Source organism: Paracoccus methylarcula (assembly GCF_003007735.2).
Lineage (GTDB): Bacteria > Pseudomonadota > Alphaproteobacteria > Rhodobacterales > Rhodobacteraceae > Paracoccus > Paracoccus methylarcula.
The window spans coordinates 137,925-153,388 of sequence record NZ_PXNQ02000007.1 but is presented as its reverse complement, the minus strand read 5'-3'; the positions used below and the strand labels follow the sequence as shown (position 1 = coordinate 153,388).

General features: G+C 64.8%; 14 protein-coding genes and 1 pseudogene. 4 read left to right on the top strand and 11 right to left on the bottom strand.

All coding sequences use genetic code 11. The annotated features are described in order from the left end of the window. Window positions 1–54: 54 nt before the first annotated feature. The 4 genes from A7A09_RS12510 to A7A09_RS12495 are packed head-to-tail and all read right to left on the bottom strand — an operon-like array spanning window position 55 to window position 5,846. On the bottom strand, window positions 55–696 hold the full coding sequence (locus tag A7A09_RS12510; RefSeq protein WP_170167095.1) for an aminotransferase class IV: 642 nt from the start codon (window positions 694–696) through the stop codon (window positions 55–57). Beyond that, window positions 657–1,784 (bottom strand): aminodeoxychorismate synthase component I, encoded by a 1,128-nt coding sequence (locus tag A7A09_RS12505; protein ID WP_106691716.1) that lies wholly within the window; start codon window positions 1,782–1,784, stop codon window positions 657–659. The genes A7A09_RS12510 and A7A09_RS12505 overlap by 40 nt, the downstream gene beginning before the upstream one ends. Continuing rightward, window positions 1,781–5,239, bottom strand: a complete 3,459-nt coding sequence (mfd, locus tag A7A09_RS12500; RefSeq protein ID WP_106691715.1) for a transcription-repair coupling factor — start codon at window positions 5,237–5,239, stop codon at window positions 1,781–1,783. The genes A7A09_RS12505 and mfd overlap by 4 nt, the downstream gene beginning before the upstream one ends. Before the next feature lie 37 nt (window positions 5,240–5,276). Further along, on the bottom strand, window positions 5,277–5,846 hold the full coding sequence (locus tag A7A09_RS12495; protein WP_106691714.1) for a hypothetical protein: 570 nt from the start codon (window positions 5,844–5,846) through the stop codon (window positions 5,277–5,279). 107 nt (window positions 5,847–5,953) lie between these two features. Here A7A09_RS12495 and hemB point away from each other — a divergent pair, with 107 nt between their 5' ends. Then, window positions 5,954–6,949 carry a porphobilinogen synthase gene (gene hemB / locus A7A09_RS12490; RefSeq protein WP_106691713.1) on the top strand — a complete coding sequence of 332 codons (996 nt, stop codon included), beginning with the start codon at window positions 5,954–5,956 and terminating at the stop codon, window positions 6,947–6,949. Between the two features lie 70 nt (window positions 6,950–7,019). Further along, window positions 7,020–7,643 carry a lipid-binding SYLF domain-containing protein gene (locus A7A09_RS12485; protein ID WP_106691712.1) on the top strand — a complete coding sequence of 208 codons (624 nt, stop codon included), beginning with the start codon at window positions 7,020–7,022 and terminating at the stop codon, window positions 7,641–7,643. A gap of 9 nt (window positions 7,644–7,652) precedes the next feature. Here the strand turns inward: A7A09_RS12485 and A7A09_RS12480 are convergent, their stop codons facing one another. Genes A7A09_RS12480 through clpS form a run of 3 tightly spaced genes read right to left on the bottom strand, consistent with a single transcriptional unit; the run spans window position 7,653 to window position 9,784 of the window. Next, window positions 7,653–8,459: an SDR family NAD(P)-dependent oxidoreductase gene (locus tag A7A09_RS12480; RefSeq protein ID WP_106691711.1), complete on the bottom strand. Its 807-nt coding sequence runs from the start codon at window positions 8,457–8,459 to the stop codon at window positions 7,653–7,655. After that, window positions 8,456–9,463, bottom strand: coding sequence for a class I SAM-dependent methyltransferase (locus A7A09_RS12475; RefSeq protein ID WP_245999321.1), 1,008 nt, complete (start codon window positions 9,461–9,463; stop codon window positions 8,456–8,458). The genes A7A09_RS12480 and A7A09_RS12475 overlap by 4 nt, the downstream gene beginning before the upstream one ends. A gap of 3 nt (window positions 9,464–9,466) precedes the next feature. Further along, window positions 9,467–9,784 (bottom strand): ATP-dependent Clp protease adapter ClpS, encoded by a 318-nt coding sequence (gene clpS, locus A7A09_RS12470; RefSeq protein ID WP_106691814.1) that lies wholly within the window; start codon window positions 9,782–9,784, stop codon window positions 9,467–9,469. Window positions 9,785–10,140: 356 nt separating this feature from the next. Between clpS and A7A09_RS21520 the strand changes: the two are divergent. Next, a pseudogene (locus tag A7A09_RS21520) lies at window positions 10,141–10,925 on the top strand (D-alanyl-D-alanine carboxypeptidase family protein); the annotation flags it as partial. Between the two features lie 155 nt (window positions 10,926–11,080). On the opposite strand, the gene A7A09_RS21515 reads toward A7A09_RS21520, so the two are convergent. Further along, window positions 11,081–11,302, bottom strand: a complete 222-nt coding sequence (locus tag A7A09_RS21515) for a hypothetical protein (protein WP_245999333.1) — start codon at window positions 11,300–11,302, stop codon at window positions 11,081–11,083. Between the two features lie 66 nt (window positions 11,303–11,368). Between A7A09_RS21515 and A7A09_RS21510 the strand changes: the two genes are divergently transcribed. Continuing rightward, window positions 11,369–11,725: a hypothetical protein gene (locus A7A09_RS21510; protein ID WP_245999332.1), complete on the top strand. Its 357-nt coding sequence runs from the start codon at window positions 11,369–11,371 to the stop codon at window positions 11,723–11,725. 101 nt (window positions 11,726–11,826) lie between these two features. Here A7A09_RS21510 and lepA read toward each other — a convergent pair whose 3' ends face one another. From lepA to A7A09_RS12450, 3 genes are all read right to left on the bottom strand, one after another. Then, window positions 11,827–13,626, bottom strand: coding sequence for a translation elongation factor 4 (gene lepA, locus A7A09_RS12460; RefSeq protein WP_106691710.1), 1,800 nt, complete (start codon window positions 13,624–13,626; stop codon window positions 11,827–11,829). Window positions 13,627–13,696: 70 nt separating this feature from the next. Beyond that, window positions 13,697–14,608 carry a DMT family transporter gene (locus A7A09_RS12455; RefSeq protein WP_106691709.1) on the bottom strand — a complete coding sequence of 304 codons (912 nt, stop codon included), beginning with the start codon at window positions 14,606–14,608 and terminating at the stop codon, window positions 13,697–13,699. Next, on the bottom strand, window positions 14,605–15,348 hold the full coding sequence (locus A7A09_RS12450; RefSeq protein WP_366465962.1) for an HAD family hydrolase: 744 nt from the start codon (window positions 15,346–15,348) through the stop codon (window positions 14,605–14,607). The genes A7A09_RS12455 and A7A09_RS12450 overlap by 4 nt, the downstream gene beginning before the upstream one ends. Window positions 15,349–15,464 lie beyond the last annotated feature (116 nt).

Genomic DNA, 15,464 nt, shown 5'->3' with positions numbered 1-15,464 from the left:
GTGATCGAACCATGACCCGCCTTGCATCGCGCAGGGCGGGTTATCTTTTCGGGCTCATCCCGATTGCAGCCGTGCCGGGATCAGGCCGCGCAGGGCATTGCCGCAAAACAATTCGCCCCGTGTCAGGTCCTCCGGATAGAGGATCGCTTCCTCGGCCTCTCCGCTTTCCAGGAGCGATTGGCGCAGCACGCCGGGCAGCAATCCGCATGAGGCAGCGGGGGTAAGCAACCGCCCTGCCCTGCGCAGGAAGACATTGGTGATCGTGCCTTCGCAGATCTCGCCCTGTTCGTTCAGCAAAATGGCCTCGTGACACCCGGCAGGCAAATCCGCGCGGGCGGTATCATAGGCCGGACGATTCGAGGTCTTGATCCGCAGCCACGGATCGTCACGCTCCAGCAGCACTGTCGAAAGCACGACATCCCAATAATCGGGATTCGGCGGCAACGTCTGATGGTCCACCTCGACCTGCCCATGGGCATCGACGGTCAGCCGGACCCGCAGGACCTCTTCCTTCGGCAGGGCGGCGAGGCAAGCTATGACCGCGCTTTCATCCAACCGGAACCCCACCGCCGCGCAATCCCGGCGCAGCCGTTCCAGATGCAGCGGCCAGTGGCGGATCCGGCCATCCGGCTCGGCCCGCATGGTTTCGATCACTTTCAGCCCTGCGGGGACAGGCCCAGGAATGCGGATTTGCATATCGCCTCCTCCCATTCCGATCCGGCGCGGCTGTCATGGGTGATGCCGCCACCGACATTCACCCGCAGACACCCCTCGCCCTCCATGACTGGCGTCCGGATCGCGACATTGAAGCGCATCGGTCCGGCGGGATCGGCCCAGCCAATGGCCCCGCAATAGATCCCGCGCGGTGCCTGTTCCAGTTCCGCGATGATCTCCATCGCGCGGATTTTCGGGGCGCCGGTGATCGAGCCGCAGGGAAACAATGCCCGCAGAATGTCGCTCAGCCCGGCATCATCGGTCAACTGCCCGGTGACGGTCGAGGTCATCTGGTGAACCGTCGCATAGGGCTCGATCTCGAACAGTTTCGGCACGCGGACAGAGCCGGGCAGACAGACCCGGCTGATATCGTTGCGCAGCAGATCGACGATCATCAGGTTCTCGGCCCGGTCCTTTTCCGAAGCCGCCAGCGCCTCGGCCGCCGCCCGGTCCTTTTCCGGGGTCGCGCCGCGTGGAGCCGTGCCCTTCATCGGTCGGGTCTCGATCCGGCCCGCGTGGTCGGTGGCAAAGAACAGCTCGGGGCTGCGCGACAGCACCACCGGGCCGCCCAGATCGACGAAAGCCCCCTCGCCCACCGGCTGGCGCGCCGCCAGGGCGGCATAGATGGCCAGCGGATCGCCCTCGGCCTCGGCCTCCATCGGGAAGGTCAGGTTGATCTGGTAAGTGTCGCCCGCCTCGATATAGCGATGAACCTCGGCAATCGCCCGGTCATAGCGGTCGCGCGACCAGAGCGGGCGCGGCGCGGCAAGGCGTATCCCGGCAGGATCGGGCAGGTCCGGAGCGTGGCGCGGCCTGTCGAACACCCCCATCAGGATCAGCGGCACATCGCGGCCCAGTGGCATCAGCGGCGCAAGCCGAGGCGTCAGCGCATAGCCGAGCTCATAGGACAGGTATCCCGCCAGCCAGCAGCCACGCGCCCGCGCCGCCTCCATCGCCGCCAGTGCAGGAATGACCCCGGCTGGCGTATCGGCGCGGATCACCGTCTGCGGCGCGGTGAACAGCGCGCCCCCCGGCAACGGGCCATGATCAAAGCGGACCTGCCCGCTCACTTCGCCACCTTTGCCTTTGCGGCCAGGTCACGGGCAACGGCAAAGGCGCCCTTGATACGGTCGGCATCCGATTTCCAGTCGCGGCGGAGGATGATCTTGTTATCGGTGACCTTCGCCAGCCCGCGCTGATCGGTCAGGAATCCCACCAGCCCCGCCGGGTTGGGGAACTTGTCGTTATGGAACTGCACCGTCGCGCCCTTGGGCCCGGCATCGAGCCGGGCGATATTGGCGCGCTTGGCCATCGCCTTGATGCGGATCACCAGCAGGAGCGTGTTCACCTCTCGCGGCAGCGCGCCGAAACGGTCGATCAATTCGGCGGCAAAACCTTCGAGTTCGACCTTGGTGGTCAGTTCGGCAAGGCGGCGATAAAGGCCAAGCCGCACGTCCAGATCGGGGATGTAATGTTCCGGGATCGTCACCGGCACGCCAAGGTTCAGTTGCGGCGCCCATTCATCCTCGGGCGTGCCCTCGATCTCGCCCGATTTCAGCTTGGCGATGGTTTCCTCCAGCATCGCCTGGTAAAGTTCGAAACCGACCTCCTTGATATGGCCGGATTGTTCCTCACCCAGCAGGTTCCCGGCCCCGCGCAGGTCCAGGTCCTGCGAGGCAAGGTTGAAGCCCGCCCCAAGGCTGTCGATGGCGCCAAGGAATTTCAGCCGCCGGATCGCCTGCGGGGTCAGGGGGGTCCGCGGTTTCGTGGTCAGGTAACAATAGGCGCGGGTCTTGGAGCGCCCCACCCGGCCCCGGATCTGGTAAAGCTGCGCCAGCCCGAACATGTCCGAGCGCCAGACGACCATCGTGTTCGCCGTCGGGATATCGAGGCCGCTTTCGACAATCGAGGTCGCCAGCAGCACGTCATGGCTGCCATCGTAAAAGGCGTTCATCCGCTGGTCCAGATCGCCCGCCGCCAATTGGCCATGGGCGACGATATAGGAGATCTCGGGGACGTTCTCGGTCAGCCAATGCTCGACATCGGGCAGGTCCGACAGGCGCGGCACGACGAAGAAGCTTTGCCCGCCCCGGTATTTTTCGCGCAGCAGCGCCTCGCGGATGGTGACGCTGTCGAATTCGCTGGCATAGGTGCGGATCGACAGGCGGTCCACGGGCGGGGTGCCGATGATCGACAGGTCGCGCACCCCGGTGAGTGACAGTTGCAGCGTGCGCGGGATCGGCGTCGCGGTCAGCGTCAACACGTGGATATCGCTGCGCAATTCCTTGAGCCGTTCCTTGTGGGCGACGCCGAAATGCTGCTCTTCGTCGATGACCAGCAGGCCGAGGCGCTTGAAGCGCACCGATTTGGCCAGCACGGCATGCGTGCCGACGACGATATCCACCGTGCCATCGGCCAGCCCCTCGCGGGTCTTCGCCGCATCCCTGGCGCCGACAAACCGCGACAACGGCCGAACACTGATCGCGGTGCCACGGAACCGTTCGGCAAAGGTCCTGAAATGCTGACGCGCCAGCAAGGTGGTCGGCGCGATGACGGCCACCTGCAACCCCTGGGAGGCTGCGACAAAGGCCGCGCGCATCGCCACCTCGGTCTTGCCGAAACCGACATCGCCGACGACCAGCCGGTCCATCGGACGGCCCGCCGAAAGATCGTTCAACACATCCTCGATCGCCGCCGCCTGGTCGTCGGTTTCGCTATAGGGAAAGCGGGCGGAGAAAGCCTGCCAGTCGTGATCTTCCGGCTCCAGCACCGGGGCGGGGCGCAGCAGGCGCTCGGCGGCAACGCGCATCAGCTTGTCGGCGATCAGCTTGATGCGCTCCTTCAGCCGCGCCTTTCGGGCCTGCCATGCGCCACCGCCAAGCCGGTCCAGCATCCCCTCTTCATGGCCATAGCGGCTGAGCAGCTCGATATTCTCGACCGGCAGATACAGGCGGTCGCCGCCCGCATATTCCAGCGCCACGCAATCATGCGGCACCCCGGCGGCCTTGATCGTTTCCAGCCCGGTATAGCGCCCGATGCCATGCTCGACATGCACGACCAGATCGCCGGGGGTCAGGGCTTGCGTGTCCTGCAGGAAATTCTCGGCCCGGCGGCGTTTCTTCGCGCCCCGGATCAGGCGGTCGCCCAGCACGTCCTGCTCCGAGATCACCGTCAACCGGCCAAGGGCGCGGCCATCCGCCGTGAAACCCTCTTCCAGCGGCCAGACGGCCAGGCCCATGGCTCCGGGCCTGTCGGGCAGGTCGCGAATATCGCCGATCACCTGCGCGCCGGTGACACCCTCATCCGAGATCAGCCCGGCCAGACGGTCGCGGGCGCCATCGGAAAAGCTGGCGATGATGACGCGGCCATCCTTGCGCAATGCCTGAACATGATTCGACAGTGATTTGAACAGGTTCGTATTTTCGGATTGACGTTCGGGTGCGAAATTACGCCCCGGCCGTCCGCCCGCATCCAGCACGCCCGGCCCCGGAGGCTGGGGCAGCACCGACAGGCGCAACACGCGATGTGGGGCAAGCCAGCCATTCCATTCCTCGTCAGTCGGGAACATCGCGTCGGGCGGCACCGGCTTGTAGACGGTATCGCTGCGTCCCTTCATCGCCATCGCCTCGCGGCGGGCCTGGAATTGTTCGCGGATCATTTCGCGCCGGGCAAGGATGACCTGCCCGACATGGTCGTCCATCACCACCGAAGCGCCGGGAAGATAATCGAAAAGGCTCTCCATCCGGTCGTGGAACCATGGCAGCCAATGCTCCACCCCCGACATCTTGCGGCCTGCGCTGACGCCTTCATAAAGCGGATCGTTGCTGCCGCCCCCGTATTCGGCGCGGTAGTTCTGGCGGAACCGGGTGATCGCGGGCTCGTCGAGGATGACCTCGGACATCGGCGCGATCTCGACGCGCGAGAGCTTTTCGGTCGTCCGCTGGCTGACCGGATCGAAGCGGCGCGCGCCGTCCAGAACATCGCCGAACAGGTCCAGCCGGATCGGCCCGGATTCGCCCGGCGGGTAGATATCGATGATGCCGCCGCGAATGGCGTAATCGCCGGGTTCGGTCACGGTCGGAGACTGCACGAAGCCCATCCGGATCAGGAAATCGCGCAGCCCCGCCTCGTCGATGCGATCACCGACACGGGCGGCGAAACTGGCTCCGCCGACCAGTTCACGGGCCGGGACCCGCTGCAGCACCGCGTTCAGCGTGGTCAGCAGGACGAACGGCCCCCTGACCGCCCCCTGCGCCAGACCGGCCAATGTCGCCATGCGTGCCGCCTGTATCGCGGGCGCGGGCGAGACGCGGTCATAGGGCGTCGTGTCCCATGCCGGGAAATCCAGCACGGTCAGGTCCGGTGCAAGAAACCCGAGCGTCGCCCGCATGGCCGCCATCCGGCGGTCGTCGCGGGCGATATGGATGACGGGAGCGCCGCCATTTTCAGGTCGCGCCGCCTCGCGGGCGATCAGGGCGGCGTCATAGCCCTCGGGCGCGCCGGAAAGGATCAACTGGTCGGACATGGGGCGTCAGGTAAAGCGCGGGGCGGCGGAGTCAAGGTCACATCCCGTTCGGATGCATCAGCGACCAGAGCACTCCCCACAGCGCGGTGATCGCAACGGCAAGGATCGACAGAAGCGTGACCAGCCTGCGATGCCAGATCATGCGCCGAATGGCTTCCCTCGCGATGGTCTCCAACTGCTGATCCGCCTCTTCGTTCTGCAGCAGGGGTGTCAGCCGATATGCCAGGCGAACGCGCATCCAGAACAGGATCAGGAAGGGCAGCAGCAGCAATGTCAGGGCCTGGGCCATTTCAAGATCGTGGCCAAAGCCCAGCCCCGCCAGCGAGGTCACCAGGAAAACCGTCACTCCCAGGAAGATCGCCCCTTCGCGGCGGCCCAATTGCCAGCGCGGCAGGGTCAGCGACAGCCAGTCCAGCAGCGAAACCAAGGCGGACCCGTCCATCTCATCGCGCGACATCGCGCGACGGGCACGAATGACAATCTCGACCGGAACCCCGATGATATTGCGGCCACTGACCGACCACATGCCGATCACGACCAGCCAGTACCAGATGGTTCCGAAAGAGCGGCTGTCGAGAAAGCTGATGATCCCGTCTATCTGCGGCACGCGGCTGGTTCCTTGTCCTTGGTCGCGCGCGACCTTAGAACGGCTGCAGGCGAAGGGAAAGCCGGTCCGGCGGCCCTTTTTGCCTCGACCCTGATGAGGATACCGCCATGGCCAACCCGATCATTGCCCCCTTTCCCTCCACGCGGCTGCGCCGGATGCGCCGCACGGCAAATCTGCGCGCCATGATCTCGGAAACCGATCTGAGCGCCGCCAACCTGATCTGGCCGATCTTCGTCACCGAGGTCGCGGGTGCCGAGGGCGAGATCCCCTCGATGCCCGGGGTCGAACGGCTGACGCTGGACGGGGCGAAGCGGGCGGCGGAACGGGCAGCACGGCTGAGCATTCCGGCGATCTGCATCTTTCCGCATTCCGATCAGGAGCTTAGGACAGAAACCTGCGAACGCGCATGGGATCCGGACAATATCGGCAACCGCGCCATCCGCGCCATCAAGGAGGCGGTGCCGGAACTGGCGGTGATGACCGATATCGCGCTGGATCCATACAATATCAACGGCCATGACGGTTTCGTCGTCGATGGCGAGATCCTCAATGACGAGACGGTCGAGGCGCTGGTCAAGATGGCGCTTGCGCAGGCCGAGGCCGGGGCCGACATCCTCGGGCCATCGGACATGATGGACGGGCGGATCGGCGCATTGCGGGCCGCGCTGGAGCTTGAAGGCCACAAGGACGTGGCGATCCTGTCCTATGCGGCGAAATTCGCCAGTGCCTTCTACGGGCCGTTCCGCGACGCGGTAGGGGCATCGGGGCGGCTGGTCGGCGACAAGAAGACCTACCAGATCAATCCGGGCAACCGGCAGGAGGCGCTGCGCTGCGTCGCCCGCGACCTGGCCGAGGGGGCCGACATGGTCATGGTCAAGCCCGGCATGCCCTATCTGGATATCTGCCGCGAGGTGAAGGATCGCTTTGCCGCGCCGACATTCGCCTATCAGGTCAGCGGCGAATACGCGATGCTGGAAGGGGCGATCCGCAATGGCTGGCTGTCGCGTGACGCGATGCTGGAAAGCCTTCTCGCCTTCCGGCGGGCCGGTTGCGACGGGGTTCTCAGCTATTTCGCGCCCGCCGTGGCCGAAATGCTGGCATGATCGGCGCGCCTCGCGTATCCTGCCGCCAACGGGCCACCAAGGAGCCCGATCATGCAAGCGAGGCGAAAATATGGGCAGTTTCGAAAAGATCACCCGGCGCAGGATGCTCGTAACCGGCGGAGCCGTGCTGGCCGTGGCCGGTTGCAGTAACGCGGTGGGAACCAATTCCGCGTCCCGGCTGGATGCGCGGGTGGACCAGACGCATCAATACCTGATGCAGACCTATCCCAGTGCCGCATCGATGGTGCAGAACGCCAAGGGCGTGCTCTACATGCCGCTGATGACAGAGGCGGCAATCGGTGTCGGCGGCGCCTATGGCCAGGGCGCATTGCGGATCGGCGGGGCGACGGTGGACTATTATTCCGCCACCCGGGCCACGCTCGGGTTCCAGCTTGGCGCGCAGCAATATGCGCATGTGCTGATTTTCCAAAGCGATGCCGCGCTGGCCGCGTTCCGCGCCGCACCAGGTTGGGTCGCCGGGGCAAACGCGTTCTATGCCATCCCCGCAGGCGGCATGGCGGTGGGAGCGGATACCGTGACCGCCCAATACCCGGTCGTCGCATTGATCTTCGGTCAGGCGGGACTGATGGCGGGTGCTGCGATCGAGGGCACGAAATATACCCGCGTCATCCCGTCATCGCTCAGCGATATCCGCTTTGGCGGCCTCGGCCTGCCGGCCAGGCAGCCGGGCTGAGCGCGCCCGCTACAGGACCTGGGCCGTCACCGGATCGGCCAGGCAGCGCCCGCCATCGACGGTGATGATCTGGCCGGTCACGAAGCGCGAGCCTTCGCTGACCAGGTAAAGGGCGGTGTCGGCGACCTCTTCGGCGCCGGCGATCCGGCCCAGGGGTGTGCCGGCGATGATCTGGCCGCGCAGCTCGCCATCTTGCTTCAGCGCGCATTGCAGCTCATGCGACATGACACTGCTGAAGCTGACACCGTTCACGCGGATACGGTATGGCGCCAATGTAAGCGCCAGCCCCCGCGTCGCCTGTTCCTGCGCCGCGCAGGCGATGGAATAGCCCAGCATCGCCGGAACCGGCCGGGTAGCCGCCAGCGTCGAGATATTGACGATCGCCCCGGCCTGCGAGACGTCCTCCTGATCCTCGGCCTGCTTGATCATCCGCTTGGCCACCATCTGCGACAGGCGCAGCACCGAGATCATGTTCTGCCTCAGCATCTCCTCGAGCACGCCCGGATCGGTATCCAGGGGATCCGAGCCCTTCACGAAACGATGCGCATTCACCAGGATATCGACATCATCAAAGGCATCGAGCGTCGCCGACAAAAGATTCGCCATTGCCAGGCGTTCCGACAGATCGCCCGCGAAATAGCGGACCGGACCTTTCTCGGTATCGTAATCCGACATCTGCGTTTCCAGTGCCGTCTCGTCGCAATCGGCGAACATGACATTGGCCCCGCGTTCGACGAAATGCTTGGCGATGGCCAGGCCGATTCCCCGCCCCGCCCCGGTCACGATGGCGGTCTTGCCCTGGATGGAAAGGCTCATCTGCGTCCCCTTTGACGATTCCCGCCACGGCCCGCGCCGCTGGCTTCGAACAGTTTGAAACGATTGTCCCCGCCGATTTCCGCCACTTGCGCGAAATACTCGCGCAGCACGGTTTCATAGGGCAGATGGCGATTGGCGACCATCCACAGCTTTCCCGCCCCGGTCAGAAGCCCCGCCGCCGTCGCGATGAACGCCGCACCCAGCCTGGGATCGGCATCGCGGCCATTGTGGAAAGGCGGGTTCATGATCACCCCGTTGACCGGATCGGGCAGGCGAAACTCCCGCGCGTCGGCCCAATGGAATTGCGCCCGCGGGTCCGGGATATTGTCGCGGGCAGATTGCAGGGCGGCATGATCGGCCTCGACCAGGTGGATCACCTCGACGCCCGGATGCGCGAGCGCCTGCGCCGCCAACCAGCCCCAGCCCGCCCCGAGATCGACCATCCGGGTCGGCAGGCGTTCGGGAAGATGGCGGGCCAGCAAGGCAGAACCCGGATCGATCCCATCCGCCGAGAACACGCCCGGGCGGGTCACGAAGCCCGGGGCGATCTCGACCGGCCGCGCGGCCCAATCCGTGGGAAACTGGTCATCTGCGGTCAGCGTGACGCGAAAAATCTTGCCATGCGCCTTGCTATGGACCTCGTCCACGCCGAAGAGAGCCCGTAATTCCTTCAGGATCGAATCGACCCCATCGGTCTTTTGGCCGTCAATCCACAACATCCCGCCCGGTTCCAGCCGCTGCATCGCGGCGGCGATACGGGCACGGGCCGCGGGTTTCGCGCGCGGCAGGACCACGACCGCGGTCTCGCAGCACCCTTCGAGCCGTGGCTCCACGCTGAACCCGCGCGCGCTCAGCATGCGGTGATCGGGGAAATTTCCCTGTTCGATCCTGGTTCGCGCCGGGTCGAGCGGCGACAGGTCGTCGGAGCCACCGGCACCGAAAACCAGCACGTCGCCCCCGGGATGGCCGTCCGGGAAGGCCAGTTGCAATCGTGATGTTGTCAAGGTCTACTCTTTTTCCATGGTGCATTGCAGGGGGTGCTGCTGACGCCGTGCCAGTTCCATCACCTGCGCCACTTTGGTTTCGGCAACCTCGTGCGAAAAGACGCCCACCACGGCGATCCCCTTGCGGTGAACCGTCAGCATGATCTCGATCGCCTGAGCATGGGTCATGTTGAACAGGCGCTCCAGGACATGGACGACGAATTCCATCGGCGTGAAGTCGTCGTTCAGCATCAACACCTTGTACATCGGTGGCCGCTGCGATTTCACGCGCGGCTTCACCACCAGATCGGATTTTTCATCCGGGTCGTTCGGGTCGGTCATCCAATGCGTCATCGCGGTTGAGCTCTGGCCTTTCGCGGATTGAGGGGGATGCCGCAATCATTGCGGCGCCCTGCGTTCCTTGGCCAAAATATAGTCAAATTATGCCGGGATGAAAGCCCCCGGATGCCTTGGCGGCGTAACGCGGCAAGGCAGGCAAGACATGGGCAGGCAACTGGCCAACAAGCGCAATAAAATATGTAAATTGCCCGGTTTTCTGAATTATCCAACCATGCTATAGTCAGGAAATTAACAATAGGCGTGCGATAAACGACGCGCCGCATGAGGCAGAAGAGATCGCGACAGTGACCCTATTTTCCCAGACAGCCCGGCTGTGGGCGCTGATCCTGCTGGCCGTAATGGCGCCCGTGACCGTGTCGGCCGCGCCTTTCGCGGCTTATGTCATGGATGCACGCACAGGAAAGCCCATCTACACGCAGAACGCAGATACCAAGCTTCATCCGGCGTCCCTGACCAAGATGATGACCCTCTATCTGGCCTTCATGGCCGTGGAGCGGGGGCAGGTTCGTCTGGACACCAAGTTCCCGATCTCGTCCAATGCCGCGGCCGAGCCGCCCTCGAAACTGGGGCTGAGGGCCGGACAGAAGATCGAGCTGCGCTACCTGATCCGGGCAGCCGCGATCAAATCCGCCAATGATGCCGCCACCGCCATCGGCGAGGGGCTGGCCGGATCGGAAGCGGCCTTCGCCCGGCAGATGACGCAGATGGCCCATGCCCTGGGGATGAGGAACACGCAGTTCCGCAATGCCAACGGCCTGACCCAGGAGGGGCATTATTCCACCGCCCATGACATGACCATCCTCGGGCGGCAGTTGTTTTACGACTTCCCGCAATATTACAACCTGTTCTCGCGCCGGACGGCGGATGCGGGCATTGCCAATGTCTCGCACACGAACAAGCGCTTTCTCGACAGCTATCCCGGCGCGACGGGATCAAGACCGGCTACACCAGGGCTGCGGGCTTCAACCTGACCGCGTCGGCCAGGCATGGAAACAAGCGGCTGATCGCAACCGTGTTCGGCGGCACCTCGACCGCGCAGCGCAACCAGGTGATGGCGCAACTGCTTGATTCGAGCTTTACCCGCGTTCCAAACCGCGTGCGCGAAACGCGGCCCGCACGGCCTGCCATGCTGACGCAGCGGATCGTGCGCCGCGCCCGGGTCGAGCCGACGCGCGCCGCGACCCAACCCCAGCCCCAGCAACTGACGCTTGCGGCCTCGGCCCCGCCCGAACGGAGCAGCGCCACAGCGGCCCCCACCCCACCGCCAGTTCAGGCGGCTCAACCGCAGCCTTCCGGCCGCCTCGCGCTGAATGTGAGCGCAAGGCCCCGCCTGCGCCCGGGCGCCAGCGCGGATGCCGTGGCCAGGGCCGTCGAGATGGCGGTGGCCTCGGACGAGGTCGGCGACAGGCCATCGCCCGACATGGCGGCTCCGGTCTTGGCAAGCTCGTCCCGTCCGGTTCCGGCACCGCGCTCGCGCGGCTCCGGCGGCGGCCAGGGCAATCCGAGCACGGCTGCGGTGGTGGCGGACGCGACCCCTCTCCCACCCCGCAGGCAAGCTCGGGCTCATTGGCCCTTGTCGCCTCGACCCCGCCCGCCCCCCGTTCGGACACGGTCATTCTTGCCGCGATGGGTGAAGGCGACCTGTCGAACCCGGCTGCCCTGGAAATCGTGTCGCGCGCCCAGAACAGCGGCCGCAACTGGGGCGTGGTGCTCGGCCTCTATCGCTCGAAGGCCGAGGCCGATGAGTTGCTGCTGCAAACAGCCCTGCAAGGCGGAGACATCCTGGAAAATGCCAATCGGCATGTCGCCGACACGATACGGGGCTTCCAGCCGAGTTTCGCGAACCTGACCAAGGCGAATGCCGAACTCACCTGTGAAAGGATGCTGGCGAAGCAACAGGACTGCCGGGTGGTCGGCCCCTGATCGCCGGCAAGGCCGGATGAATCGGAACGGGCGAGGCAGGAATGCCTCGCCCGTTTTCCATCTGACGCCCCGGCGAGGACCCTGCCCCGCGGCAATCCTGTTCAGTTATCCATCTTCAGCGCCTGGATGAACGCCGTCTGCGGGATCTCGACCTTGCCGAACTGGCGCATCTTCTTCTTGCCGGCCTTCTGCTTTTCCAGCAGCTTCTTCTTGCGCGTCGCGTCACCGCCATAGCATTTCGCGGTCACGTCCTTGCGCATCGCCGACAATGTCTCGCGCGCGATGACGCGCGAGCCGATCGCCGCCTGGATCGGGATCTTGAACATGTGGCGCGGGATCAGCTCTTTCAGCTTCTCGACCATCACCCGCCCCCGGCCCTCGGCCCGGTCGCGATGCACCATCATCGCCAGCGCATCGACCGGCTCGTCATTCACCAGGACCGACATCTTGACCAGGTTATCCTCGCGATATTCGCTGATCTGGTAGTCGAAGGAGGCGTAGCCCTTGGTCACCGATTTCAGCCGGTCGTAGAAGTCGAACACCACCTCGGCCAATGGCAGATCATAGACCACCATGGCACGGCTGCCCGCATAGGTCAGGTCAAGCTGGATGCCGCGGCGGTCCTGGCACAGTTTCAGCACATCGCCCAGGTATTCGTCGGGCACCATGATGGTCGCCTTGATGCGCGGCTCTTCGATATGATCCACCAGCGTCAGGTCTGGCATGTCGGCGGGATTGTGCAACTCGCGAATCTCGCCATCCCGCATATGCAGTTTGAAGACCACCGAAGGCGCGGTGGTGATCAGGTCGAGATCATATTCCCTCTCCAGCCGGTCGCGGATCACCTCCAGGTGCAGAAGACCCAGGAAACCACAGCGGAACCCGAAGCCAAGCGCCGCCGAGGTCTCCATCTCGTAGCTGAAGCTGGCATCGTTCAGGGCCAGTTTCTCGATCGCATCGCGCAGCGTCTCGAAATCATTCGCATCGACCGGGAACAGCCCACAGAACACCACCGGCTGCGCGGGCTTGAAACCGGGAAGCGGCTTGGTCGTTGGCTTTTTCTCATGCGTGATGGTGTCGCCCACACGGGTATCGCGGACCTGCTTGATCGAGGCGGTGAAGACGCCGATCTCGCCCGGGCCGAGCTCCGCAATATCGCGCATGGCCGGGGTCAGCACCGCCAGCTTGTCAAGGCGGTAGCTCGCGCCGGTCTGCATCATCTTGACCTGGTCGCCCTTGCGGATCACGCCATCCATGACCCGAATCATCACCACGACGCCCAGGTAAGAGTCATACCAGCTATCGACCAGCATCGCCTTGAGGGGCGCGTCGCGGTCACCCTTTGGCGCGGGCAGGCGCTGCACGATGGCCTCCAGCACATCGGGAATGCCAAGGCCGGTCTTGGCGCTGATCGGAATCGCCTGCGAGGCATCGATGCCGATCACATCCTCGATCTGCTCCTTCACCCGGTCGGGCTCGGCCGCCGGAAGGTCGATCTTGTTCAGGACCGGGACGATCTCGTGATCGGCATCGATGGCCTGATAGACATTGGCCAGCGTCTGCGCCTCGACCCCCTGGGTGGCGTCCACCACCAGCAGCGAGCCCTCGACCGCGCGCATGCTCCGGCTGACCTCATAGGCGAAATCGACATGGCCCGGCGTGTCGATCAGGTTCAGCACATAGGTATGCCCGTCCTGCGCCGGATAGCTGATCCGCACGGTATTGGCCTTGATGGTGATGCCACGCTCGCGCTCGATATCCATGGCGTCCAGGATCTGGGCCTTCATGTCGCGTTCGGCGACAGTGCCCGTCAGCTGGATCAGCCGGTCGGCCAGGGTGGATTTGCCGTGGTCGATATGGGCCACGATCGAGAAATTGCGTATATGGGACAGCTCGGTCATGGCGAGGCTATACAAGGGCGCGCGCGCCGCGAAAAGAGGGATTTGCGCATACCCTTCGCGATGGGCTGCGCTATCTCTCGCCGCGCCGGATCAGGCCGTCCGGCGGACGCCGCCTTCGCCCACGCAGGCGCGCCTCGCGCCACATGGCATATCCGCCCGAGACCGCGATCAGCGCCGCGCCCGCCAGCGTCGGCAGATCCGGCCGCTCGGCAAAGACCACGACCGCGACGATCAGCGCGAAACCGAGCCGCGTATAGCGGAACGGCGCCACCGCCGAGGCTTCGCCAAGGCGGGTCGCCGTCACCAGCGCGGAATAGGCCGTGACCCCGAACAGCATCGTTCCCGCCAGCAGTGCCCAGTCCTGGCCAGTTGGCACGACAGGCGGACCGGCGGCGATCAGCCCCATCAGCAGACCAGCCGGAACCATCGCCCCGTAAGCCGCGCCCGAAAGCTGGTCCGAGGGGATGTCCGCCGGAATCCGCCGCGTCGCCAGATCGCGCATGGTCAGGGCCGCAACGCCCAAAAGCGCCCAGAGACCGGCGGGCTGGAACGCCTCTGTCCCCGGGCGCAGGATCAGCAGCACACCGATGAAACCCAGCAGGACCGAGCTCCAGCGCCGCCAGCCGACCCTTTCGCCCAGGAACAGCGCCGCTCCGAGCACGAGCGTCAGCGGCAGCACCTGCAGGATCGCCGAGGCCGCCGCCAATTCGCCAACCGCCAGCGCGGTGACGAAGCCGAAAGCGCCGCCCACCTCGCCCAGATTGCGGGCAATGACCATCGGGTGCAGTAATGCCCGCGACCACATCCGCTGCCTCCGCCACGCCATGCGCAGCCAGAACAGCGACATGCCAAAGGCGCCAATCATTGCCAGCAACTGATAGACCGGGATGCCCGTGGTCATTTGCTTGATGAAGGCATCCTCAAGCGAGAACAGCGCCATCGACACTGTCATCAGCACTGCCGCTCGAAGATTGTCGTTCATCCCCGGGCCTCGATCCGCTCGATCAGCCCCGGCAGGTCCGAGATCGACCCGAGCCGGTGAAACTGCGGATGGTCGGGATCGTCGTCCCGCTCCACCTGCCATGTCAGTTCATGCGGGATCAGCGCCGCGCGCCCGCCCAGTTCCAGGACCGGCAGGATGTCGCTCTTGACCGAGTTTCCCGCCATCAGGAAGCGTTCCGGCGCGATGTCATGCCGCGTCAGGACCCGCGCATAGGCAGCGGGGGTCTTGTCCGCCACGATCTCGATCGCCTCGAATCTCCCGGCCAGCCCCGAAGCCGCGACCTTGCGCTCCTGGTCCATCAGGTCGCCCTTGGTGATCAGGATCAGCCGCCGACCTTCCAGCATCCCGAGCGCCTCGGGCACACCATCCAGAAGATGCAGCGGATGGGACAGCATCTCGTATCCAAGATCCAATATCTGCCCGATCACCGAACCCGGGACCCGGCCATCGGTCAGCTCGATTGCGGTCTGAACCATGGACAGGGTAAAACCCTTGATCCCGAAGCCATAGCGCGACAGGTTCCGCCTTTCGACATCATGGAGGCGGCGGCTGATCTGATCCGGGTCGCCATGATCGGCGAGCAATCCGGCAAAGCCGGACTCGGTCAGGCGGAAGAAGCGCTCATTCTCCCAAAGGGTATCATCGGCATCCAGCCCCACCGCCTCTATCATCATGTCCCCCGCGATCACGTTCGGCTGATCGAGATCACGCCGCCTCACGCTTGTCAAACCGGCGCAGCCTCGAAACCACTCCTTGCTGCAAGCCTCGCGAATATCCGAACCACAAGATATTGACGAAACCGATCTTGCCGGTGCCTTCTACCAAGGATCGTTAC

What these genes read in the sequence shown, in the direction of transcription:
- A7A09_RS12480 (WP_106691711.1), bottom strand. Translation starts at nt 8,459, where the DNA reads ATGAGCCTTTCCATCCAGGGCAAGACCGCCATCGTGACCGGGGCGGGG.
- mfd (WP_106691715.1), bottom strand. Translation starts at nt 5,239, where the DNA reads ATGTCCGACCAGTTGATCCTTTCCGGCGCGCCCGAGGGCTATGACGCC.
- lepA (WP_106691710.1), bottom strand. Translation starts at nt 13,626, where the DNA reads ATGACCGAGCTGTCCCATATACGCAATTTCTCGATCGTGGCCCATATC.
- hemB (WP_106691713.1), top strand. Translation starts at nt 5,954, where the DNA reads ATGGCCAACCCGATCATTGCCCCCTTTCCCTCCACGCGGCTGCGCCGG.
- A7A09_RS12455 (WP_106691709.1), bottom strand. Translation starts at nt 14,608, where the DNA reads ATGAACGACAATCTTCGAGCGGCAGTGCTGATGACAGTGTCGATGGCG.
- A7A09_RS12510 (WP_170167095.1), bottom strand. Translation starts at nt 696, where the DNA reads ATGCAAATCCGCATTCCTGGGCCTGTCCCCGCAGGGCTGAAAGTGATC.
- A7A09_RS12485 (WP_106691712.1), top strand. Translation starts at nt 7,020, where the DNA reads ATGGGCAGTTTCGAAAAGATCACCCGGCGCAGGATGCTCGTAACCGGC.
- clpS (WP_106691814.1), bottom strand. Translation starts at nt 9,784, where the DNA reads ATGACCGACCCGAACGACCCGGATGAAAAATCCGATCTGGTGGTGAAG.